The organism is Natrinema versiforme (genome assembly GCF_005576615.1).
GTDB lineage: Archaea > Halobacteriota > Halobacteria > Halobacteriales > Natrialbaceae > Natrinema > Natrinema versiforme_A.
Genome location: NZ_CP040330.1, coordinates 887,800 through 909,665 on the forward strand (window position 1 = coordinate 887,800; position 21,866 = coordinate 909,665).

Annotated in this window: 26 protein-coding genes; 13 read left to right on the forward strand and 13 right to left on the reverse strand. The window is 66.4% G+C overall.

Translation table 11 applies throughout. From position 1 onward, the window contains the following. Positions 1-18 precede the first annotated feature (18 nt). From FEJ81_RS04300 to FEJ81_RS04315, 4 genes are read right to left on the reverse strand one after another with little or no spacing between them, the layout of a single operon-like run. Positions 19-1,734: a secretion system protein gene (locus FEJ81_RS04300; protein ID WP_138244116.1), complete on the reverse strand. Its 1,716-nt coding sequence runs from the start codon at positions 1,732-1,734 to the stop codon at positions 19-21. A gap of 7 nt (positions 1,735-1,741) precedes the next feature. Then, on the reverse strand, positions 1,742-3,712 hold the full coding sequence (locus FEJ81_RS04305) for a type II/IV secretion system ATPase subunit (protein WP_138244117.1): 1,971 nt from the start codon (positions 3,710-3,712) through the stop codon (positions 1,742-1,744). Positions 3,713-3,743: 31 nt separating this feature from the next. Further along, complete coding sequence (locus FEJ81_RS04310; RefSeq protein WP_138244118.1) at positions 3,744-4,208, reverse strand: DUF7311 family protein; 465 nt, start codon at positions 4,206-4,208, stop codon at positions 3,744-3,746. Beyond that, positions 4,205-4,948, reverse strand: a complete 744-nt coding sequence (locus FEJ81_RS04315; protein WP_138244119.1) for a DUF7310 family coiled-coil domain-containing protein — start codon at positions 4,946-4,948, stop codon at positions 4,205-4,207. Before FEJ81_RS04315 ends, FEJ81_RS04310 begins: the two co-directional genes overlap by 4 nt. A gap of 220 nt (positions 4,949-5,168) precedes the next feature. Between FEJ81_RS04315 and FEJ81_RS04320 the strand changes: the two genes are divergently transcribed. Beyond that, on the forward strand, positions 5,169-5,444 hold the full coding sequence (locus FEJ81_RS04320) for a hypothetical protein (protein ID WP_138244120.1): 276 nt from the start codon (positions 5,169-5,171) through the stop codon (positions 5,442-5,444). A gap of 17 nt (positions 5,445-5,461) precedes the next feature. On the opposite strand, the gene FEJ81_RS04325 is transcribed toward FEJ81_RS04320, so the two are convergent. Beyond that, complete coding sequence (locus tag FEJ81_RS04325; protein ID WP_138244121.1) at positions 5,462-6,388, reverse strand: DMT family transporter; 927 nt, start codon at positions 6,386-6,388, stop codon at positions 5,462-5,464. A 245-nt stretch (positions 6,389-6,633) separates the two neighbouring features. Further along, positions 6,634-6,999 carry a DUF7344 domain-containing protein gene (locus FEJ81_RS04330; protein ID WP_138244122.1) on the reverse strand — a complete coding sequence of 122 codons (366 nt, stop codon included), beginning with the start codon at positions 6,997-6,999 and terminating at the stop codon, positions 6,634-6,636. Between the two features lie 388 nt (positions 7,000-7,387). Here FEJ81_RS04330 and FEJ81_RS04335 point away from each other — a divergent pair, with 388 nt between their 5' ends. From FEJ81_RS04335 to FEJ81_RS04350, 4 genes are all read left to right on the forward strand, one after another. Beyond that, on the forward strand, positions 7,388-8,656 hold the full coding sequence (locus FEJ81_RS04335; protein WP_138244123.1) for an RNA-guided endonuclease InsQ/TnpB family protein: 1,269 nt from the start codon (positions 7,388-7,390) through the stop codon (positions 8,654-8,656). A 92-nt stretch (positions 8,657-8,748) separates the two neighbouring features. Then, the gene (locus FEJ81_RS04340; RefSeq protein WP_138244124.1) at positions 8,749-9,384 is read left to right on the forward strand and encodes a ribonuclease H family protein; all 636 of its coding nucleotides are present in this window, start codon (positions 8,749-8,751) and stop codon (positions 9,382-9,384) included. A gap of 93 nt (positions 9,385-9,477) precedes the next feature. Beyond that, positions 9,478-9,936 (forward strand): DUF2240 family protein, encoded by a 459-nt coding sequence (locus FEJ81_RS04345; protein WP_138244125.1) that lies wholly within the window; start codon positions 9,478-9,480, stop codon positions 9,934-9,936. A gap of 23 nt (positions 9,937-9,959) precedes the next feature. Next, entirely contained in the window at positions 9,960-10,352 is a 393-nt protein-coding gene (locus tag FEJ81_RS04350) for a hypothetical protein (RefSeq protein WP_138244126.1), read from the forward strand. Between the two features lie 309 nt (positions 10,353-10,661). On the opposite strand, the gene FEJ81_RS04355 is transcribed toward FEJ81_RS04350, so the two are convergent. From FEJ81_RS04355 to FEJ81_RS04370, 4 genes are all read right to left on the reverse strand, one after another. Further along, positions 10,662-11,321 (reverse strand): HAD family hydrolase, encoded by a 660-nt coding sequence (locus tag FEJ81_RS04355; RefSeq protein WP_138244127.1) that lies wholly within the window; start codon positions 11,319-11,321, stop codon positions 10,662-10,664. A gap of 52 nt (positions 11,322-11,373) precedes the next feature. Continuing rightward, positions 11,374-12,705, reverse strand: coding sequence for a cation:proton antiporter (locus FEJ81_RS04360; RefSeq protein WP_138244128.1), 1,332 nt, complete (start codon positions 12,703-12,705; stop codon positions 11,374-11,376). Positions 12,706-12,738: 33 nt separating this feature from the next. Then, a complete protein-coding gene (locus tag FEJ81_RS04365; RefSeq protein ID WP_138244129.1) occupies positions 12,739-13,233 on the reverse strand; it encodes a cation:proton antiporter regulatory subunit in 495 nt (164 codons plus the stop codon). A gap of 83 nt (positions 13,234-13,316) precedes the next feature. Beyond that, positions 13,317-13,685: a methylglyoxal synthase gene (locus FEJ81_RS04370; RefSeq protein ID WP_138244130.1), complete on the reverse strand. Its 369-nt coding sequence runs from the start codon at positions 13,683-13,685 to the stop codon at positions 13,317-13,319. A gap of 81 nt (positions 13,686-13,766) precedes the next feature. On the opposite strand from FEJ81_RS04370, the gene FEJ81_RS04375 reads away from it, so the two are divergent. The 5 genes from FEJ81_RS04375 to FEJ81_RS04395 all read left to right on the forward strand — a co-directional run bounded on the left by FEJ81_RS04375 (position 13,767) and on the right by FEJ81_RS04395 (position 17,366). Next, complete coding sequence (locus FEJ81_RS04375; protein ID WP_138244131.1) at positions 13,767-14,567, forward strand: class I SAM-dependent methyltransferase; 801 nt, start codon at positions 13,767-13,769, stop codon at positions 14,565-14,567. Positions 14,568-14,729: 162 nt separating this feature from the next. Beyond that, a complete protein-coding gene (locus tag FEJ81_RS04380) occupies positions 14,730-15,419 on the forward strand; it encodes a haloacid dehalogenase type II (RefSeq protein WP_138244132.1) in 690 nt (229 codons plus the stop codon). A gap of 125 nt (positions 15,420-15,544) precedes the next feature. Next, entirely contained in the window at positions 15,545-15,820 is a 276-nt protein-coding gene (locus FEJ81_RS04385; RefSeq protein WP_138244133.1) for a MarR family transcriptional regulator, read from the forward strand. A 70-nt stretch (positions 15,821-15,890) separates the two neighbouring features. Continuing rightward, positions 15,891-16,820: a ring-cleaving dioxygenase gene (locus tag FEJ81_RS04390; protein WP_138244134.1), complete on the forward strand. Its 930-nt coding sequence runs from the start codon at positions 15,891-15,893 to the stop codon at positions 16,818-16,820. Positions 16,821-16,940: 120 nt separating this feature from the next. Continuing rightward, positions 16,941-17,366, forward strand: a complete 426-nt coding sequence (locus FEJ81_RS04395; RefSeq protein WP_138244135.1) for a VOC family protein — start codon at positions 16,941-16,943, stop codon at positions 17,364-17,366. 55 nt (positions 17,367-17,421) lie between these two features. On the opposite strand, the gene FEJ81_RS04400 is transcribed toward FEJ81_RS04395, so the two are convergent. Then, the gene (locus tag FEJ81_RS04400; protein WP_138244136.1) at positions 17,422-17,688 is read right to left on the reverse strand and encodes a hypothetical protein; all 267 of its coding nucleotides are present in this window, start codon (positions 17,686-17,688) and stop codon (positions 17,422-17,424) included. Positions 17,689-17,971: 283 nt separating this feature from the next. Here FEJ81_RS04400 and pyrF point away from each other — a divergent pair, with 283 nt between their 5' ends. Together pyrF and FEJ81_RS04410 are read left to right on the forward strand one after the other, a co-directional pair. Next, positions 17,972-18,823 carry an orotidine-5'-phosphate decarboxylase gene (gene pyrF / locus FEJ81_RS04405; protein WP_138244137.1) on the forward strand — a complete coding sequence of 284 codons (852 nt, stop codon included), beginning with the start codon at positions 17,972-17,974 and terminating at the stop codon, positions 18,821-18,823. Positions 18,824-18,895: 72 nt separating this feature from the next. After that, positions 18,896-19,483: a hypothetical protein gene (locus FEJ81_RS04410; protein ID WP_138244138.1), complete on the forward strand. Its 588-nt coding sequence runs from the start codon at positions 18,896-18,898 to the stop codon at positions 19,481-19,483. Between the two features lie 27 nt (positions 19,484-19,510). Here the strand turns inward: FEJ81_RS04410 and FEJ81_RS04415 are convergent, their stop codons facing one another. Both FEJ81_RS04415 and FEJ81_RS04420 read right to left on the reverse strand, forming a co-directional pair. Beyond that, complete coding sequence (locus FEJ81_RS04415) at positions 19,511-19,780, reverse strand: hypothetical protein (protein ID WP_138244139.1); 270 nt, start codon at positions 19,778-19,780, stop codon at positions 19,511-19,513. A gap of 27 nt (positions 19,781-19,807) precedes the next feature. Continuing rightward, positions 19,808-19,987, reverse strand: coding sequence for a hypothetical protein (locus FEJ81_RS04420; protein WP_138244140.1), 180 nt, complete (start codon positions 19,985-19,987; stop codon positions 19,808-19,810). Positions 19,988-20,215: 228 nt separating this feature from the next. Between FEJ81_RS04420 and FEJ81_RS04425 the strand changes: the two genes are divergently transcribed. Next, positions 20,216-21,817, forward strand: coding sequence for a GTPBP1 family GTP-binding protein (locus tag FEJ81_RS04425; protein ID WP_138244141.1), 1,602 nt, complete (start codon positions 20,216-20,218; stop codon positions 21,815-21,817). The last annotated feature ends 49 nt before the right edge of the window (positions 21,818-21,866 follow it).

Genomic DNA, 21,866 nt, shown 5'->3' on the forward strand with positions numbered 1-21,866 from the left:
TCCGAGTCCGAGACGGGCTCACAGGAGGATGTCGAGCGCAGTTACTGTCACGACGTACAACACCATCGAGGAGGCGAGCGCGCGGCCGATGTGGTAGCCGAAGAGGGCCCGATCGATCCCGTGACGCAGGGCGATCGAGAGCGGCGTGACGATGAAACACAGCGCGATCAGGTAGACCCCGATGACGACCGCGAGCGATTCGGCGGGGAACGCGGCAGCATCGACCCCCTCTGCGCCGCTCAGATCTGCACTGGACATCATCGCGGCCATCCCGACGGTCGCACCGGCCACGAGCGGCGCGAAGTACGCCGCCGTGTTGTCGAGCGTGCCCGTCACCTGTTTGAGGTCCCGTTTCGCCTCGGCTTCGACCTCCTCGAGCTCCTCGAGGTGGTCGGCCATCGAGACGATGGCTCGGCCGGCGGGTTTCCCCTCGTCGGCGGCGATCGCGAGCAACGCGGCGGTCCCGCGAGCGCGCGGACTCGGGATATCTCGAAGCGCGCCGTAGCTCCCGAGAAACGCCTCCCGGACGCCCATATGCAGCCGCCGCTGGAGGCCGGCCGCACGTTCGAAGACAGCGCCGGTCTCGGCGGGAACGCGGTCGGCCGCCAGCTCGACCGCCGATTCGACGGATTCGCCCTCGGCGACCTGCCGTCCCACGATGTACAGCGCGTCGGTGAGGTGTGCTTCGACATCGCGGACGTAGTGGCGCACCTCGAGGATAGGGCCGTACGTGGCCAGCAGCGCGATACCGACGCCGATACCGACGGCGGCGATCGGTGCGAGGTGAGCGGGGCCGAACGCGGCGACCAGCAGGTAGCTACAGAGACCGGCGAGCACGCCCCAGAGCGCCCGAAGGTGGAGCCGATCGGGGACGTCCGGATGATCGTGGCCGATCGTCGGCGGCGGAAACGCGACCGGGCGGCGAACGAGTAACCAGAGGCTCGCGCCGATCAGCACGGCGGGGAGGACCGCGTTGTACAGGAAGACGAAGAGCCAGATGTTGACCGAGTAGCCGACCATCGGGACCGTCGGGACGAGCGAGACCAGCGCGAGCGGGATCATGATCCCGAACGCGAACAGCCCCGTCGCCGGCGCTCGGATCGCGGTCGTGAAATCGGCCATCTGACTGCGAGTGCCCGAAAGGATGGCCGAGAGCGATCGATCGAGCGTGCGGACGCGCTCGGCGTCCGGCGCGTCTTGGGCGGCCACGAGCAGGTGCGCCGACCGCCGGAGCGCCGGGAACCACTCGGCCCACTCGTCGGCGAAGGAGAGCAGCCCCGTTCCGGACGTACCGATCGATCGATCGATGTGACCGTCGAGACTCCGCGAGAGCGGGCCGTGGCCCGTTTCGGCCGCGAACCGAACCGCGCCCTCGAGCGCCGGTTGGACCTGCATTCGCAGCACCGCTCGGCCGATGAGATTCGGCGTGTCGCCGAGCGCCTCCGTTCGGCGAAACGCCGCCTGCAAGTGCGGCATCGAGTGAACGGTGTGGATCGCCGCGAGCGGTGCGACGAGCACGAAAAACAGGACGAAGGGGATCGGAGCCGACGTGACCAGTAGCGCCACCGGGAGAAACGCCGCGACGATCCCGGCCCCGTATCCCGCCCGGACGATCGTCTCGGCGTCGTGTGGCGAGTCGGTAAAGGAGAGCGACTCCTCGAGGTCGTCGCTCCCGTCGACGGCGGCTGGATACAGCGCGGCGAGTGCGCGGACGAGCGTCGATGAGAATCCCATTTTGCGATCACTCGTCCCCGTCGCCCCGATCGGCGTACACTGCGGCGACCGATTGTGGGTCCGTTCGGCCGTCGCGGGCGAGCGTCGACAGGAGCTCCGTTCTCGCCGAAATCGCCCGGCGAACGTCGGCGTAGTTCTCGGTCGGTCCGGCGAGGCGCTCGACGACCCGGCTCTCGCCGCGATCGATCCGACCGGTCGCGACCGCTCGCTCGCCGTCTAACTCGTACAGCGGCTCGAACCAGATATCGTCGCCGCTGCCCACGACCTCCTCGATGCTGGCGAGGCGTCGTGTTCGCCCGTCGGGCGTTCGGTGGGCTTGGACGGTGACGACGAGATCCGTCGCACCGAACGACGAGGGTTCGACGGCGAGATCGGAGACGACGCGCTCGTAGACCGCGTCGGCGCCGTCGCCGTGAATCGTCCCGAGCACCGCGTTCGCGTTGGCACCCACCCGCATCGCCTCGTAGAGAACTTGGGCCTCCTCGCCGCGGATCTCGCCGACGACGAGCGCCCCGTCGCCGAGCCGAAGCGCCGTCCGGAGCGCCGTTTCGGCCGTTATCTCGGGGCCGTCGCCGGACCCCGTCCGCAGCGCCTGCACGTCTCGCCCGACCGACTGCAGCGGCCCGACCGGGAGTTCGGGCGTGTCCTCGATCAGGACCGTTCGGGTCCCCGCCGCGAGTTCGTACAGCAGCGTTCCCAGCAGGGTCGTCTTTCCGGACCCGCGGGTCCCGGCGATCAGCGCGGCGGCGTTGCGTTCGACGGCGACCGAGAGAAACGCCGCGACCGCCGCCGACATGGTTCCGTTCGCGACGAGCGCCGGCAGGGTGAACTCGTCGTCGGGCTGTTCCCGAAACGCGAAGGCGATGCCGTCCGCGACCGGATCGGTGACGCCGGCGACCCGAATGCGGGTGCCGCTCTCGAGTGCAGCCGTCGCGTCGACCGTCGGGCTCGCCCGGGAGAACGCCCGGCCGCTCGTGCGCCGAACCCGCGAGGCGAGCGCCCGAGCGCCGCCGGATGTGAGGTGGACGTTCGTGGTCATCGACTCCCCGTCGACGACGACGCGGATGGGGTTCGCCGAGACCGGCGACGTGACGTACACGTCGGTGACGCGGGGATCGGCGAACAGGTCCTCGAGGACCCCGTACCCGATCGTGTGCTTGCGCAAGATTGCCGTCAAACGCGGGTCGGCCGGCTCGTCGCTGGCGGCCTCGATCGCCTGCGAGGCCGCGCGATCCCCTTCCACGGTTCCTTCCGCGATCGCTTCGTATCCCTCGATGAGGACCCGCCGTTCGTCACCGGAAAGAGTCGTGTCGATCACGTCGAGGGCGTAGCGCGCGACGCCGTCCGACCGTCCGTAGATCCGTGCGTCGCTCCCCGTCTCGAGCGACCGGGCGTCCCTGAGATGTGCGCCGTCGGCGACCGTCCGGTCGACGAAGTACTGGCCGACGGTGAGCCCGACGGTCGGCGTCAGCGCCGATTCATCGCTCCCGGTCTCGAGCGCGCTCGCGGCCGCGACCAGTCCCGATTCGATGCCGATGTCGGCGATCGGGCCGACCCTCGTTCGCAGTTCCTCGCCGACCGCGAGCGGCTCCTGCGCGGCCGCCGTCGCCAACTGCTCGTCGCGATCGCCGAGCAGTGCGACGAACCGGCCGGCCGCGCCGAGGAGGTCGACGCCGCGACCGTCATACCGGAACTCGAGCCCGTTCGATCGGACGACGATCCGGGACGCGTCGCGGTCGGCGAGCGCTTCGACCGCCGTCTGACGGCAGGCACTCGCGCTCTCGAGGTCACCGTCGCAGTCGGCCGCATCGAGGAGCAGCGTCTCGTCCTCGAACGATACCCGACAGGCACACGGCGATAGTCGATCCTCGTTTCGGCCGAAGAGACCGCCCACTCCGGGGGCGTCCCGACCGAAGAAGTTGCGAACGCCGAGGCCGTCGATGACCGATCGAAGGTGTCCGGTCCCGTCCTGAGACATACCGATGCTGGCAGCGGCTTCCGATTTAAACTCACACACGGCTCGCGACGACGACCGGATCCCCATTGTCGTCGGCCTGCAGCGTCAGCGCGAGCCGTACTCCGCCGGTTCCGCCGAGTTCGACCGATTCGTTGTCGGCGGGATCGTTCCGGACGATCGGCTCTCCGATGACCGTCTCTCGCGTCGTGCCGTCCTCGAGAACGTAACGAACGGCGCTGTAGCTCCCGTTCTCTCGCGGCGTAATCTCGAAGTGATCGACGGATTCGGTCGTGAGCGACCCCCGCGGCAGCGTCACGTCGACGACTCGCCGGGGATCGGGATGACCGTCGGGCGAGAGTTCTTCGGATTCGGCGAGCGAGGTCGCCGCGTCGTCGATCGCCGCGATGCTCGCGTCGACCTGCCGCTGGCTGTTCATCGATGCTCCGCGTTCGATCGCCGGGACCGCGAGCACCACGAGCGCGACCGTGAGCACGATCGCGACGACGTACCGAATCACGGCAGTCTGGCGCGAAGCGACTGCAACACGCCCCCGGTTGACCCCTCGTCGCTGTCGGACGGTGAGTCGTGTGTCTCGTCTGGGCGGGACGCGCCGTCGACACAGTCATCGTCGGCCGCCCCGTCCCGACCGGCCGATTCGGAGAGCCGGGAGTCGAGGGCGGCCTGCGTCGCGCCGGCGGTGGTCCGTGGCTCTCGAGTCGTCGAGGCGTCTCCATCGGTCGTCGGCGAGACGATCTCCGAGACGGTTCGTTCGATGGCGGGCGGATCGCTGCCCGACTCGCCCGCATCGTCCGGTTCGCTCGAGACCGTGCTCGAATCGCGGTCGCCTCGAGCGGAGCTCAATCGGTTCGTCTCGGTAGCTCCGGTCCGGTCGTCGGACGTGGCATCGGCGGTGACCGGTCGCGGGTCGTCTATGTTGAGATCGGTCGCGTCGTCGACGGCTCGCTCGATGTCGCCGAGGCGGTACTCGAGTCGATCGACGGCGGCGACGGCCGCGTCGGCGCGCCGTTCGACGGCTCCGTTGACCGATTCGACGTTGCCGACGACCCCATCGAGGGCGTCGATCCGTCCTTCGAGGGTGGCGATACGGCGCTCGTGTTCCTCGACCCGCGCGGTCAGGTCCTCGAGCGCGCTGGCGACGGACGCGATGTCGGCGAGTTCGTCCAGTTCGATATCGCCGTCGACGACGGCGCGTTCGACGGCGGACAGTCGCCGCTCGATCCGCTCGATGTCGCTCATGGCGAGCGTTGCCGAGCCTTCGTATTTAAACATGAGACTACGTCCTCCGGCGAACCGCTTACCGAACGGTATCGCTGCCGTTCGCGTGTCAAACGACAGCCTTCGTCGGTAAATCGATCGTTCAGTCTGCCCGATTCCACTGAATTGGTCCGAATCGGTCGAAACGGTCGGGCCGGTATTTGGGTCGCCGAGACCGAGACGTACACTCTCGGTGATCCCAATGGCGAGTCCCCCTTCCCTGCCCGATCGGCGATCCGCCGACTCGAGCCCGCCGAGCGACCGCCGTGACGACGAACACGGCGCACTCGAGCGCGCAGCACCGAGGATCGCGACACCGATCCGCGCGGCGGGGTTCTGGACGGCGATCGCGATGCCGATTCTGTACCTGCCCCTGCTCGCCGGCGGCCTGTCGTCGTCGCTCGAGGGAGGCGCGTTCCTCGGGCTGGTCGTCGGGAACCTGCTGGCGCTGTACGTCGGACACGCGCATCGCCGGTGAGAGACACGTCGCGGAGCTCAGTCGCTCGAGCGCCGCGATCGAACGTGGCCGAACTCCTGTCGGATCGCCCGTCGCTTGACGAGGACGAATCCGACCGCGATGAGCCCAAACCCGAGCAGCGTCGCGGTATCGACGAGTTCGCCGAGATAGAGCCACCCGACGATCGCGGTGACGATCGGTGCGACGTACGACACCATGTTGATCTCGACGGCACCCAGTCGCTCGAGCAGGTCGAAGTAGATGAGGAAGCCGACGGCGCTTGCGCCCACCGACAGGTACGCGATCGCGCCGATCGCCTCCGGATTGGTCCACGCGGCCGGCTCGACGGGCTCGCCGATCGCGAGGCTCGCGAGGTGCATCAGGAGCGCGCCGCCGAGCATCGACCACGCCTCCATCGTCTCGATGGGGAGCGAGGCGTCGATCCGCCGGGTGAGGACGCTGCCGAGTGCAAACGCCGCCGCGGCACAGAAGACGAGTCCCTTCGCCACCGCGTCGGTGGCGAGCAGATTGGACGGATCGGGGCGGACGATGACGGCGACACCGACGAGACCGACGAGGACGCCGACGATGCCGACCGACGAGAGCGCGTCGGAGGGGACGAGCAGTCGGGCGAACCCGGAACTCAGGACCGGCGAGAGACTGACCAGGATCGCGGCCGCCGCGGCCGTCGTATTCACCTGTCCGACGAACAGGAACGCGTGGTAGGCCGCGATTAAGAGCGTGGCTCCGACGGCAACCTGCATCCACTCGAGTCGGCCGCGGGGCCGCCAGTTATCGACGGCGTACACCGCGTAGCCGAGCATCAGTAGGCCGGCGATATCGTATCGCAGCGCCGCGAACAGCACCGGTGGAATATACGAGAGTCCGGCGCTGATCGCGACGAACGCGGATCCCCACAGCGTTGCGAGCGTCAGGAAGAGGGCGAGATTTCGATATCGGCTCACGGTGGCTTCTCCCGGGAGGGACGGCCTCTGTCTTTCGATTCGAAGCAGCCGTGACGAGCAGTGGACGGCCGCTTCAGTCGTCGAAACGTCACGACTGTTTCAGGAACGGTCGAAGCAGTAGAGCAGCGGGTGTCGATGGAACGGCGGAACGGTGGATCCGCGGGTCGGCGGTCAGCGAATCAGTGGGGTAGCGGGTCGGCGGGTCGGCGCGGTAGGTCGGCGGGTTGGTGGGTTTGTGGACCGGTTCAGAGCGGGGGCCGCTCGCGAATTTCGGGTTCCTCCTCGGTCTGTCTGAACTGCTCGAGCAGGGGCTTGATGTCGTCGAATCCCTCGGCCAGTACGATGTCGCCGCTCCGGAGATCGTACTCGATGATGTCGTAGTCCTCGAGTCGCGGCAGGTGGTTGTGGACTAACGAGACGTAGACGCGCTGTCTGGTCTCCTTGCCGACCGCGTCGGCACGGGCGTCGAGTTCCCATGCCGCGACCTGCGTAACGAGATCTTCGAGGTTCGCAGTGGCGTCGTCGGCTAACTGGTAGAGCAGATATCGCCGTTCGGATTCCGCGAGCAGGGAACAGGCCGCCTCCATCCGACTGGCGTTCGTCTGGTTCATAGTTCGTCCAAGCACCAAGTGGTATTACACCTACTGCCAACACAGATAGGGTTCGCGTCCCCGCCGATCCGGACGCGTTCTCGAGAGCGCTCGGGAGGAGCCCGAAATCGAACGATTTCGGCGAATTCGGCGTTCATACGTCGTCTCGAGACTGTTTCGATAATCGGTCTTTCCGCCGTTGCTGTGAGTCGTGACGGTCGTATCGGTTCCTATGACTATACTTGTCACATGTTATGGGATGAACAGGCGCAAAACCTCGCCGTTTACGGCGAGGATACGCGCCGTCACCGGATGACACTAACCACCGATAACTGCACAGTTGGATATTCCACGCTCAACCACTATATTTAATACGGAAAATTCTATAAGTACTTATGAACACAGTCAGATGCTGGAAACAACCCGCACCTATCGAGCGAAAATCGTCAACCACTCTCAAGTGAGTGACGATCTCGATGACTGCGGACACTCAGCATCCAAACTGTGGAATGTCGCCCGCTATCACACCCAACAAGAATGGGATGAAACCGGCGAGATACCGTCCGAAGCCGACCTCAAGCGTGAACTAAAAGACCACGAACGATACAGTGACCTACATTCTCAGTCAAGTCAGCGAGTTCTAGAAGAGCTTGCTGAGTCGTTCAACGGTTGGTTCAAAAAGCGCAAGAACGGCGATACAGACGCGAATCCACCCGGCTACCGAAAGCGAGGCGACGACCACCCACGCTCCACCGTAACGTGGAAACAAAACGGCATCAAACACGACGACAAGCACAACCAACTCCGCCTGAGCAAGGGCTTCAACCTGAAGAACCACCGCTCGGACTTCATCCTTGTAGAGTACGAAACGCGACCGGACGTAACCGTAGAGAACATCCAGCAAGTTCGAGCCGTATGGAACGGCGACCGTTGGGAACTCCATCTCGTCTGCAAGGTCGAGATTCCCGTCGAGGACGCACCCGGCGACAACACTGCTGGAATCGACCTCGGTATCAAGAACTATCTGGCCATCGCCTATGACGATGGAGACGCCGAGTTGTATCCGGGGAACGCGCTGAAGCAGGATAAACACCACTTCACCCACGACGAGTACAAGACGGAAGGCGAGAACGGCCCGTCCAAACGTGCGCTCCGCGCTCGGCAGAAGTTGTCTCGGCGGAAAGACCACTTCCTGCATGCTCTTGCCAAACACATTGTTGAGCTGTGCATCGACCACGAGGTTGGTCGTATCGCTATCGGTGACTTGAGCAAGATTCGTGAGGACGAGAACGGTGACTCACGGAACTGGGGCAAGCGTGGAAACAAGAAACTCCACGGATGGGAGTTCGACCGCTTCACCACGTTGCTCGAATACAAGGCCGAAGAACATGGTATCCTCGTTGACCGCAAGAGCGAGCGCGACACGAGCAAGACGTGTTCGTGCTGTGGCCGGAAGCGTGATGCGAATCGGGTGGAGCGTGGATTGTACGTCTGTGAATCGTGCGGAGCAACGATGAACGCAGACGTGAACGGTGCGGTGAACATTCGCAGAAAGATAACTCAGAATCCCCCAACTGGGGATATGAGTAACGGTCGTTTGGCACGGCCAGTAACCTACCTGTTTAACCAAACCTCGGGGCGTTTCGCACCGAGCGAACAGGTAGGTTGCGAACCTTAATATCCCAACTCTCAGGAATCCTCGCCCTTCAGGGCGAGGAGGATGTCAACAGGGACAGAATAGTTAAGGCGGCGTGTGACGTAGGCGGGAGCATGGCCGCTCACGGCCGGCCCGCACTACGGGATCTGTTCGACGAGTCGCCCACACCCCATATCGCCCATCCGCCGCGGACCCATCATCGTGACTTCTACGTCGCCACCGACGGGTCTTTCCGGGGATCGGGCGGTGGGCTGGGTGCCGTTATCGAAACACGCGACGGTACCCGCGTCGCACGCGTCTCGACTGCGGACACGCCGCCGGACAACAACGTCGCGGAGTATCGGGCGCTCCACCTCGGACTCGACGTCCTCGCAGCGCGAGCGCCGCGAGACGCCGCTGTCGGCGTCCTCATCGATCACGACGCGCTCGCCAGTAACGTCAACAGTGCCATCCTCGCGACGCGGCACCCGGACGGAAAACCACCCCGTCCCGTCTCCGTCCCGGCCGCGACGCGATATCACTGGCGCGGGATTCAGGCCCGACTCAACGGGTTCGACGAGGTTCGAGCCGCGCGGATCGACAGCGATCAGAACCCCGCTCACCCGCTCGCGAACGCGCCGGACCAGTACCGCCACGTCAACCGCGAACTCGACCGCTGTGTCCTCCCCGAGACGCCGGAGCCGGCGGCCGGCGAGTTCCCGCCGCCGTCTCGAGCCGATCGGAACAGCGGTGGCCGCGCGTCCGACTGATCGCCTGACACGCCGGCAGTTTCGCTCGCGCTCCGGCCCCCGAGTCGGCCGGAACCGCCATCGTTTTCTCACCGCTCGAGGAAGTCGTCCCCGATGAGCCTCCGCGTCGCGGTCGCCGCCCCGTTCATTCAGAACGGGACCCGTCGGCTGAAGGAAAACGAGTTCGTCGTCGCCCTCTCGCTCGACCGGGACTGGTTCTCCCCCGATCAGGCCAAGCGACTGATCGACATCGCCACCGGCGAGGGCCTGCTCGAGCGCGGCGACGACGGCCTCGAGGTCGCGTTCGATCCCGCCGAGGTGACGGTGCCCGAGGAGTTCGTCCCCGACGAGGACCTCCTGCGGGAACGGTCGGCGTTCGAACGCGTCCTCGACTCGCTGGTCGCCGAGGGGATGGCGAAACACGAGGCGGTCGGCGCGATCAACACCCTCCAGCGGGACCTCGGGCTGACGATCGAGGCCGCCGCGGTGGTCTACGCCCGCCGCGAGGGGATCGATACCGACGACCTCGTTCCGATCGCCCGGGCGGCCGTCGTCGACACCGAAGAGGGTTAATCCCGCCGCCCGCACCACCGAGTATGGTCGAGGATCGCATCACCGACGGCCGCCGGATCGCCCAACTGCTCTCGAGCGAACTCGACGGCCGCGAGGACGGCGAACTCGCCCGCTTCGCCGTGACGAACGCCGATCGGGACGTCGAACCGACGGCCGACGGCGCTCGCGCCTACGACGTGATCCGCGACGACGAGCGGATCGCCCGCGCGTTCGTCCACGACGACCGGGCGCACCTCGAGTTCGAGGCCGCCCAAGACGCGGCGGCCGAGGCAGCCTCGGACGTCGATCTCCGGGTGCGCCCGAAGGCGACGAATCCGCCCCGCACGCTGGTTTTCGTGGAGAGCGGCGCCGAGGTCAAGCGCGCGACTGACGTGGTACAGCGGGTGAGTCAGGCGCTCGCGGAGACCGACGAATAAGGGCTAGAATCGCCCACAGAAGAGGACCACTGCGGTGGCGCGCGCTGTCGGCCGCCCGAGTGCGAGCGAGGGTGGCCGACGACGATGTGCGAGGGATGAGGACCGCAGCGACTGCGGGAGCGAGGACCGCAATCGGATGGGGAGGCTGTGGTTTTCCGTGCTGCCAGCCGTCGCAGAACGCCGTTCTTCGTCAGTACCACGATCGCCAGTACGACGATCGGCAGTACCACGAAACAAATCGTCCCGAAACGATCGTGATCCCATCGAACGGCGAAGTCGATCTCGAGTCCGGTCTCAGGACTCGACCTCTTACTCGAGATCCGCGATGATGTCCGGCAGCGTCGCGGCGATCTCCGCCTGCTCGACGTGTGCGACCGCGCGCGAATCGGGCTCCGAACCGTCCTCGAGCACCACCTGAATCGCTCGCATCCCCGCCTCGGTCGCGCCCCGAATATCGGCCTCGACCTCGTCGCCGACGTAGACCGCGTCGACGGGATCGACGCCCAGCGCGTCGGTGATCGCCTCGAACGCGCGGGGGTCGGGCTTGCCGGCCTCGAGTTCACCGGTGACCAGCGCGGCGTCGAAGGCGTCCTCCCAGCCCAGCGTCTCGAGTTTGTCCCGCTGGGCCCGGACGGGGCCGTTCGTGAGCAGGCCGACCCGGTACTCACCCCGCAGGTCGGCGAGCATGGATTCGACGCCCGGCAGGGGCTCGAGGGAGTCCGAAATCGTCTCCCGGTAGGCCGTCGCGACGGCGGCCGGATCGGCGTCGCTCTCGGCCCCCTCGAGCAGGTCGGCGAAAATGGGTTCGCGCGTCTCGCTGGTGAGGTTCCGGCGATGGGCCTCGAGGTACGCGTCGCGAGTGAGCGACGGCGCACCCGTTGCGGCCGTGGCTTCCTCGAGGATGGTCGCCCGAGTCCGTCGGGGAACGGCGAGCGTGTAATCGAGGTCGAAGACGACCGCCTGTGGCATAGGTATGTGAGAGACCTCGAGCGGGTTGAAGCTATCCCTTCGAACGGGCGGGTCAGTCCTCGCTCGACTGGGCCGGCCCCGCACGCCTGCGCTCGAGCGCCGAGACGACGACGGGTTCGATCCGACTCGAGTACTGCATGAGCGACGTGCCGAGGATGCTCATGACGAGGACGTAGCCGACGGTGAAGGCGTACAGCGTCTGTGCCGTCTCCGCGGCGATGCCGGTCCCGGCACCCGAGAGCGCGAGGCTGGCGATGATCAGCGAGAACTCGCCGCGGGTCGCCATCCCGAACCCGACCCGGAGCGATCGGCGGTCGTCGAGGTCGTAGATCCGGCCGCCGAGGTAGCCGCTGACGATCTTCGTCGGCGTCGTCACGACCACGCCGGCGACGATCATCCCGAGCACCGAGAGCGTGAACAGCCCCGGATCGGTGACGAGCCCGATCCAGAAGAAGAAGATCACCGCGAAGGCGTCCCGGAGCGGCTCGAGCAACCGCTCTAAGTCGTGGGCGTGGTCGGTCGACGCGAAGGCCATGCCGACGAAGAACGCGGCGACGGCCTCGCTGACGCCCAGCGCGAGCGCGGCGCCGGCGACCAGAATCGTGACGCCGAGCGCGCGGACGACGACGAACTCGTTGGTATCGGCGTCGAGAAAGCGCTGGAAGAAGTCGGTCCCAAACGTGACGAGCGCGAGCAGGGCGATGATGACGCCGATCGCGACCCCGATCTGCCCCATCGCTTCGCCGACGTCGCCGCCCCCGAGGACGAGCGCGGACACGATCGCCAGATAGACCGCGATAAAGAGGTCCTCGTAGACGAGCGTCCCCAGCAGCGGTTCGGCCTCGTCGTTCGCGATCCACCCCAAATCGATCAGCGACTTCGTGATGATCGCACTCGAGGAGATGTAGACGATGCCGGCCGTGAGAAACGCCGCGAGGAAGCCCCCGAAGACGAGATAGCCGAAGCCCAGTCCGATACCGAAGTTGATCGCCAGATCGACGCTCCCCGCCTTGCCGATCCGATCCCTGCTCGCGAGCAGCCGGTCCAGGTTGAACTCGAGACCGAGGAAGAACAACAGGAGGACGATCCCGATCTCCGCGCCGATGACGATGAAGTCGGTTTCGCCGAGGGAGAGGCCGCTGACCGCTGCCAGCACGTCGACGCCGCCGATCGTCACGTCGGGAACAGTGACCGTGACGCCGGCGACGCCGACCTCGCTGCCGGCGAGTGCGGGGAGTTCACCAAGCACGTTCGACCCCAGCAGCATCCCGGTAATGATGTAGAATGGAATCACCGACTGATCGATCCGACTCGAGCAGATCCCGGCGAACGCCGCCGCGATGAAGAGGATCCCGACGTCGACGAGCGCCGTTTCAGTCGCCACTCATCTCACCTCGGGCGAGAACAGCCGTTTCGATCACTCTTCGAGTCCGGCTCCGAGCAGTTCCTCGAACTGGGCGCAGTCCTCGCGGTCGCCGATGACGACTAACGTGTCGCCGACCTCGAGGATCGTCTCCGGCGTCGGCGGCGAGATCAGTTCCTCGCCGCGCTGAATGGCGACGATGGAGACCCCCGTCCGATCGCGGATATTTGCCTCGGCGAGGCTCCGACCGGCGACCTCGGCACCCTCGGCGACGCCGTACCACTCGAGGTAGGTGTCGTCGGAGAGCATCGTCTCGACCTGTTCGGCCTGTACCGGCTGGAAGTACGCCCCCTCGAGAATCGTCCCGATCTTCCGGGCGAGCCGGTCGGAGACCTCGAACAGTTTGTCGCTGTCGGCGTCCGCGTCCGACTTCAGGTAGACCTCCCGTTTTCCCGTGTTGTGGGTCACGATAACGAGCCGTTCGTCGCCGTCGAGTTCGACCTCGAACTTCTTCCCGACGCCGGGGAGGTCGCTCTCGTAGATAGCCATACGACAAAACGCGCAGCGAATGCTAATAAATGGCGTGACCCGGTCGCCGGATTCGGGGTCCGGTCCGTCGACCGCTTCGCGGCTCACTCCGCGAGCCCTTCGATGAGAAACGTCGCGGACGCGAGGTTCGTCGCGAGCGCCGTGTCGTGGACGTCACAGATCCGCAACAGCGCCGAGATATCGGGCTCATGGGCCTGCGCTCGCAGCGGATCGCGGAGGAAGACGATCCCGTCGAGGCGGTCCTCCGCGACTTCGGCACCGATCATCAGGTCCCCGCCGAGCGGGCCCGATTCCTTGCGCTCGATCTCGAGGTCGGTCTCTTCCATGAGCCGCGCGCCCGTGGTCCCGGTCGCGATCAGGTCGTACTGCTGCAGTTGCTCCTCGTGCGTCCGTGCGAACTCGATAATATCCGGTTTCTTCTCGTCGTGGGCGATCAGCGCGACGCGTGTCATACCGTCCCATCACCCTCGGTCGAAATAAACGCTCGTCCGTGGCGGCTATCGATTTTTGTGCGTGGCGACCGACCACCGGGTATGGACGACCCGACCGAACCCGGCGACCGATCGGCGAGACACGTCTGGTCGGCCGGCCGGTACCCCGCGATGGCCCCGAACATGCTGCCCGCCATCGCGCGACTGGTCAACGTCGCCGGCATCGATCCGGGCAACCGCGTCCTCGACGTCGGCTGCGGGACCGGCAACGCCGCGCTGACGGCCCGCCGAGCGGGGGCCGACGTCGTCGGTCTCGATCTCGCCCACAACATGCTCGAACTCGCCCGCGACAACGCGGCGCTGGCCGGCTACGACGACATCGGCTGGCTCACCGGCGACGCAGAGACCCTCCCCGTGCCCGACGACGCGTTCGATGTCGTCCTCTCGAACTTCGGCCACGTGTTCGCGCCGGACTCGACCCGCGCCGGCGCGGAACTCCGGCGCGTGACGAGGCCCGGCGGACGCGTCTGTTTCACCGCGTGGTCGCCCAACGGCGTCGTCGGGGATCTCACTGACGTCCTGACCGACCACGTCGCAGACCCGCCGAGCGATCCCCGGTCGCACCTGCAGTGGGGCGATCCCGCGTTCGTCCGCGAGCAGTTCGCCGACGTCGCAGACTGCTCGTTCCAGCGCCGCCTCCTCGAGTTCCGGTACGCGACACCCCATCACTTCTGGCGCGAGTTCGCCGAGGAGTCCGGCCCGCTCTCGCCGGTGCTCCGCCGTATGGACGACGACGACGCGCGGGCCGCGCTCCGTCGGGACGCCGTCGCGGCCCTCGAGGAGTGGTTCGGGGATAACGCGATCCGCGTCGAGTACCTCCAAGTGCGGGCCGTCGTCGAGTGAACGCGACGCCACACAACCGGCGATCGCCGGCGGTACGGATGGGCTGACTCCTCGATCGAGTCCGGCAACGCCGGCTCTCCGATCGCCGACTCGTCGCCCCGCTGGTCCGCGAGCCCGCGCGTCGGGCCAAGCTATTTCGACGTTCGCCGGATAGGCGGGGCCATGTCCTTCGACCCCGACGCGGTCGAAACGATCGCGTTCGATTCCTATGGCACGCTCGTGGACGTCTCGGCCGTCGCCGACCCCCTCTCGGAACACGTCGACGAACACGATCCCGAACTCGTCGCGAACCTCTGGCGGGAGCGGTCGCTGTCGTACGCGATGGTCGGCAACGCGATCGGCGAGTACGACTCGTTCTACGAGATGAACCGCCACGCGTTACGGTACGCCCTCGAGACGATCGGCGTCGATATCGGCGCGGACGAGCGCGAGGAACTCCTCTCGAAATATCACGATCTGCCGGTCTTCGACGATGTCCACGACGGCATCGAGCGGTTACGCGACGCGGGCTACGACTGCTACATCGTCTCGAACGGCAGCGAGGACATGCTCGAGTCGCTGCTCGAGGAGGCCGAACTCGGCGATCTGATCCGCGACACGGTCAGCGCCGACGAGATCCAGCAGTTCAAACCCCAACCCGAACTCTACCGCCACGCCGCCGACCGGATCGGCACGCCGATCGGGGAGATCGCGTTCGTGGCCGCGGGCTGGTGGGACGTACCGGGTGGTAGCAACGCCGGGATGCAGGGCGTCTGGATCGACCGGCAGGACACCCTCTGGGGACCCTACGAGATGGACCCGGATCTGACCGTCGAGAGCGTCCACGAACTCGCAGACACGCTCGACGCCTAGCGGATTCGATATCGGCTGGTACGGCGCAGCTCCCCCTCCCCCCATCCAGTGGGCTCTCGGCGGCTGTGTAGGTCCGATTCCTTGCAGGGTACGATTAAAGGCAGTCGGTGGCGAGGGACCAATATATGAGTGAACAGGTCGTTCTCACGTCGAACACCGCTCCGGACGCCGTCGACGATGTCCCGCCGAGTGCCAAACTCGTGTTGACCGTCCTCGCACACGAGGGAAGCCTCACACAGTCCCGACTCGCCGAGGAAACGATGCTTCCCGCCCGAACGGTTCGCTACGCGCTGAAACAGCTCGAGGAACACGACCTCGTCACCTCGCAGATCTCCTTTTCGGACGCCAGACAGCACGTCTATTCGCTGAATACCGACCGGTTCGCGGACCCGGCGTCGTAGGTCGCCGATCCGCCCTGCGGGGTCGTCGCCAGGCCCGGGGTTCTTTCGGGAGGTCGTCGTACGTGTCTCCATGCCCGCAGACATTCCCGGCATCCACCACGTGACGGCCATCGGGAGCGACCCCCGACGTAACCTCGAGTTCTACACCGAGACGCTCGGGCTCCGGTTGGTGAAGCGCAGCGTCAATCAGGACGACGTCTCGGTCTATCACCTGTTCTACGGCGACCGCGGCGGGAACCCCGGGACGAGCATGACGTTCTTCCCGTACCCCGACGCCCGTCAGGGGCAGGTCGGTACCGGACAGGCCAGTGCGGTCGCGTTCCTGATCCCGGACGGGGCGGTCGATTTCTGGACCGATCGACTGGCAGACGCTGGCGTCGACGCCGACGAACCCCACGAACGGTTCGGCGACACTGTGATTCCCTTCCGGGACCCGGACGGCCTCCCGCTCGAGCTCGTCGCCCGGGCCGACGCGCCCGCCGGCGATCCGCCCGAGGGACCGGTTTCGGACGAGCACGCGATCCGCGGGTTTTTCGGCGTGACGCTGTCGCTTTCGACGGCCGACCCGACCGAGGGAGTTCTAGAGACGATGGGCTACGCCGAGACCGATTCGGATGGGAGTCGCCGGCGATACGAGAGCGACGGCGAACTGGGATACGTCGTCGATATCTGCGAGGAGCCACAGGCACCACGGGGCCAGCCCGGTGCCGGGACCGTCCACCACGTGGCGTTTCGGACGACCGCCGACGACCAGCCCGAGTGGCGCACCGTCCTCCAGGGAGAGGGACTGCGCCCGACCGAGATCATCGACCGCAAGTGGTTCGAGTCCGTCTACGTCCGCGAACACGGCGGTGTCCTCTTCGAGTTCGCCACGAAGGAACCGGGGTATACCGTCGACGAAGACCTCGAGTCGCTCGGCGAGCGCCTCGTCCTTCCCGAGTGGTTGGAGAGTCGCCGCGACGAGATCGAAGCCGGGCTCCCGGACCTCTCGCTCGACTAATCCCGCGCGGACCGACGCCTGCGGGCGACTCGACTCGGCGGCTACCCCATCACAGCCTGCGGGGTGGAACCCGAACGGCAGACGGAAGCGTTTTTCTCCCGGGCTCGCAGGACTTACACCATGACAGCGGAAGCACTCAGCGCACACCACGTCGGTCTCACCGTCACCGATCTCGAGGAGACGCTCGCGTTCTACCGGGACGTGCTCGGTCTCTCGGTCGCCGATCGGTTCAGCGTCGGCGGCGAGGCCTTCGCCGACGCCGTCGGTATCGAGGGTGCAAGCGCCGACTTCGCGCACCTCGAGGCCGACGGGGTCCGCATCGAACTCGTCGAGTACGATCCCGAAGCGCGGGGCTCCCCGGCCGCGGGGCTCAACCAACCGGGAGCCTCGCACGTCGGCCTCTCGGTCGACGACCTCGAGTCGTTTTACGAGACCCTCCCCGACGACGTGCCGACGATCAGCGAACCGCGGACGAGCGAGACCGGGACGACGATCCTGTTCCTCCGGGATCCCGAGGGGAACCTGATCGAGGTACTCGAGGCGTAACGAGCGGAACGTGCGGACGACGCGGTCGATATCGGCTCAGTCGAGGAGGAGAGGGCTATCGGCCGTTGCACGCCAGCGTCGATCGAACCTGTTCGACCTCCGCGTCACAGTCCGAGCAGACGCGCTTCTCGGTGGCGATGTAGACGTCGCCACAGCGCGAGCAGTGAAAGAGATTGCCGAACGAGTTCGAGACGCGTTCCTCGCCGCCGTTGTCTCCGTGGGCGGTCTCGTCACCCGCCGGTTCCGGCTCGTTCAGCAACGTCGACTGAACCTGTTCGCGGAGGCGATGTGAGAACGACGTTACATTATTCCTGATTCCCATACAGTGTCCAACTATTATACGAACGAAGTAGCTGATGTCTAAAATATTTGGAACGGCTCGGTGTACCGTGGCACACCGAGAGACGCGCCACTGGATCGACCGATACCGCGAACGAACCGCTGCCGACGACGCTGCGTGTCTCTCCGTCGACAAGAGCCGGTGACCGCTCGATCGCGTTTCGACGACCCGCGGAAACGTGACGGGTATCTGTCTCGAGTGCGGCACGAACCGTTTCGGCCGACGGTATAGCAACCTTTTCGACCGTCGCGGGACCACGTCCGGCATGAACTTCTTCGACCGCTTGCACGACCGCATTCGGACGGTCGACAGCGTCGTCTCGGTCGGCCTCGATCCTGACCCGTCGCGCATCCCCGAGCACCTCCGCGAGTACGACCTGCCGCGCTGGGCGTTCAACCGGCGGATCATCGATGCGACCCACGAGCACGCCGCCGTCTACAAACCCAACGCCGCCTTCTATGAGGACCCGGACGGCTGGGCCGCCTTGGAGGAGACCATCGCCTACGCCCACGGGAAGGACGTCCCCGTCCTGCTCGACGCCAAGCGAGCCGACATCGGGAACACGACCCGCCAGTACGCGCAGTTGCTCGAGCGGGCCGACGCGATCACCGTCAACCCCTACATGGGACGGGACTCGCTGCAGCCGTTTCTGGCGGACGAGGAGGCGGGCGTCTTCGTCCTCTGTCGGACCTCGAACCCGGGCGGCGCCGACATTCAGGACCTCGAACTCGAGACGGGCGAACCCGTCTACGAGCGGGTCGCCGCGCTCGCGGACCTCTGGAACGAGAACGACAACGTCGGGCTCGTCGTCGGCGCGACTCAACCCGAGGAACTCGAGGACCTCCGCGAGCAGGTGCCCGACCTCCCCTTCCTCGTCCCCGGCATCGGCGCGCAGGGCGGCGACGCCGAGGCCGCCGTGGAGTACGGCCTCGCGGACGGCGTCGGGCTGGTCAACTCCTCGCGCGGGATCATCTTCGCCGGAGAAAATAGCGAGGCGCAAAGCGCCTCGAACAGTCGAGCGGCGGAGCCGCGAGACGACGACGGCGAGGAGTTCGCGAGGGCCAGCGGGCAGGCCGCAAAGCGGCTCAAGAAGCGGCTGAATCAGTACCGCGACTGAGAGCCCGCTTCCTCCCGATCGCGTTCACCGGTCCGACCGAACGACTAACCCGATCGCCCCGTTCGGTAGCGTATGGGCGTTTACGAGGAGATCTGTGCGACGTTCCGACCGAACACGGCGTCGCCGAGCGACGTCGAGCGCGAACTGGAACGGTTTCTCGACCGTCCGCGATCGGAGTTGCCTGACCTCTCGGACCGCCTCGCCTCGTTTTTCGCCGAGAGCGACCGCTACGACGACTATCAACGGGACCGACTGCGTGTCGACGCCGACGATCGGCAGGCGTACCTCGGCGGGAAGACGCACACGCACGGCGACTACTGGCGTGAGTTGCTCGTGAAAGCGGGCATCGGCGACGGGCTGCTGGTGATCGTCCACCATCACGAAACGGACCACGTCGGGTTCGTCGACGTCTACGAGTGGGACGAGGCGGCCGAGCAGTACCGAGACGTCAGCGACGAACTCACCGCGGATTGTGAGGGAACGCCCCGCCGCGGCGACTCGTTGGGGATGGGCGCGATCGTCGCACGACGAGTCGCCGAGCAGTGGGATATCGAGCCCGCCCGGTTCACGACGCTATCGAAACGCGGGTTCGTGAAAATGGACGACGAGGGATTCCTCCCCGAATCGTACAGACGGCGGAACCCGGAGTCGGAAGAGTGACCTGCTCGCGACCGCGTTCGGACGCAGTCATTCGGGCTCGTCGGTTCTGTGCGGGTCCGGCCCGACCACGCGACCCCCGACGTAGCCGTCGATGGTCCGGCCGAGAACCTCGACCGTGACGGGATCCGTCGGTGGCCGTTTCTCGAGTCGATCCAGCCCTTCCACGACGGCGATGTCCATCGGGCTAGCGTCGTTCGGGTGCTCGGCGACGAGACGGCCGTCGCGCTCCTCGAGCCGGAGGTGATACGTCTCGCCGACGCCGAGTGACTCGCCGAGCAGGTCGCGGATCGAGGTCACGATATCGAGTGCGTTCGACGCTGTCGGTTAGAACCGGTTGATCTCCACGTCGTCGTTTCCGGGCCCCGGCTGGGCCTGTGAGGCGCAGTCGGCACAGAGGTCCATACTGTCCTCAAAGTGGACCTCGCACGCGAGCGTGCCGCAGTTGGAACACCGTTCCTGTGCGGGACGGGATTCACAGATCTGACAGAGGCCGCTGACACTCATGTTTCGAGGAACGGGCTCGAGGGGCTTGAAAGCAAGCCCGGCACGTTCGGCCCGATTCGTCGCCGCCGGTCGGTGGCGGTCGCGGGGCGCACACCGCGGCAACGATCCGCAGCCACGGCGCCGAGAGAGCGGCCGGCGACGTAGTTTTCTTCGATTCGGCAGTTATACTATGGTATACATTGTCAATACACGGGAAGGCTTTTGCCGTGTGCTCGACTAACAGGGAGTATGAGCCGTGACCGGGCTCTCCTTGAGCGAGCCCTGGACCGTGGCGAACAGGACGGTGGCAACGTCGAGTTCAAGGAACGGTTGTCACGAGACGTCCACCTCGAGGGTGGGCGGCGAGAGAGCCTGGCCGCACAACTCCGACACCGACTCCTTTCGGGCGACGGCGAGGCGACGTACGTCGTCGGCGTCACCGACGACGGCGGCCTCGCCGGCATCGATCCCGATACCTTCTCCGAGACGATGGACGTGCTGTCCCTGCTGGCCGAGGAGGCCGACGCACACATCGAGGACGTCCAGACGTGGGGTATCAACGACGGGCTCGTCGGCGTCGCACAGGTCCGGGAAGGCGGCGTCCTCGAGACGGACGACGAACACGTCGTCGTCGGGACGGCGGGCCACGTCGACCACGGCAAGAGTACGCTGGTGGGGTCGCTCGTCACGGGCAAGCCCGACGACGGGGACGGCGCGACGCGGGCGTTCCTCGATGTCCAGCCCCACGAGGTCGAGCGGGGGCTCTCCGCCGATCTGTCCTACGCCGTCTACGGCTTCGACGACGAGGGCCCGGTCCGCGTTCGCAACCCGAACCGCAAGGCCGACCGCGCGGACGTCGTCCAGGAGGCCGACCGGCTCGTCTCCTTCGTCGACACCGTCGGCCACGAGCCGTGGCTCCGGACGACGATCCGCGGCCTCGTCGGGCAGAAACTCGACTACGGCCTGCTCGTCGTCGCCGCCGACGACGGCCCGACGCGGACGACGCGAGAACACCTCGGCGTCTTACTCGCGACCGATCTCCCGACGATCGTCGCGATCACGAAGACCGACACCGTCGACGACGACCGCATCGAGGAGGTCGAACGCGAGGTCGAACGGCTCCTCCGCGAGGTCGACAAGTCGCCGCTGCGGGTCAGCCGCCACGGCATCGACGCCGCCATCGAGGAGATCAGCGAACGGGTCGTCCCCATCGTCGAAACGAGCGCGATCACGATGGACGGCCTCGAGACGCTGGACGAGTTGTTCGACCGGCTCCCGAAGACATCCCAGGACACCGGCGAGTTCCGGATGTACGTCGACCGCAGCTACTCGGTCACCGGCGTCGGCGCGGTCGCCTCGGGGACGGTCATGTCCGGCGAGGTCGAGGCCGGCGACGAACTCCTGATCGGGCCGATGGCCGACGGCCGCTTTCAGGAGGTCGAGGTCCGCTCGATCGAGATGCACTACCACCGGGTGGACAAGGCCCAAGCGGGCCGGATCGTCGGCATCGCGCTCAAGGGGATCAAGGAGAGCGCCATCGAGCGCGGGATGGTCTTACTGCCCCGCGACGCCGACCCCGACCCCGTCCGGGAGTTCGAGGCCGAGGTCATGGTGCTCAACCACCCCACCCGGATCGGCGAGGGGTACGAACCGGTCGTCCACCTCGAGACGATCGGCGAGGCCGCGGCCTTCTACCCGGAGAACGGCCGCCTCCTGCCGGGTGATAGCGGCAAGACCTCCGTCCGGTTCAAGTTCCGTCCGTACCTCGTCGAGGAGGGCCAGAAGTTCGTCTTCCGCGAGGGCCGCAGCAAGGGCGTGGGGACGGTGACGGACGTCCACCCCGCGGACTGAGTCCGCGGTTGCGAGGCCGTGCGTTCACACTCCGCGCAGTAGCCGAACA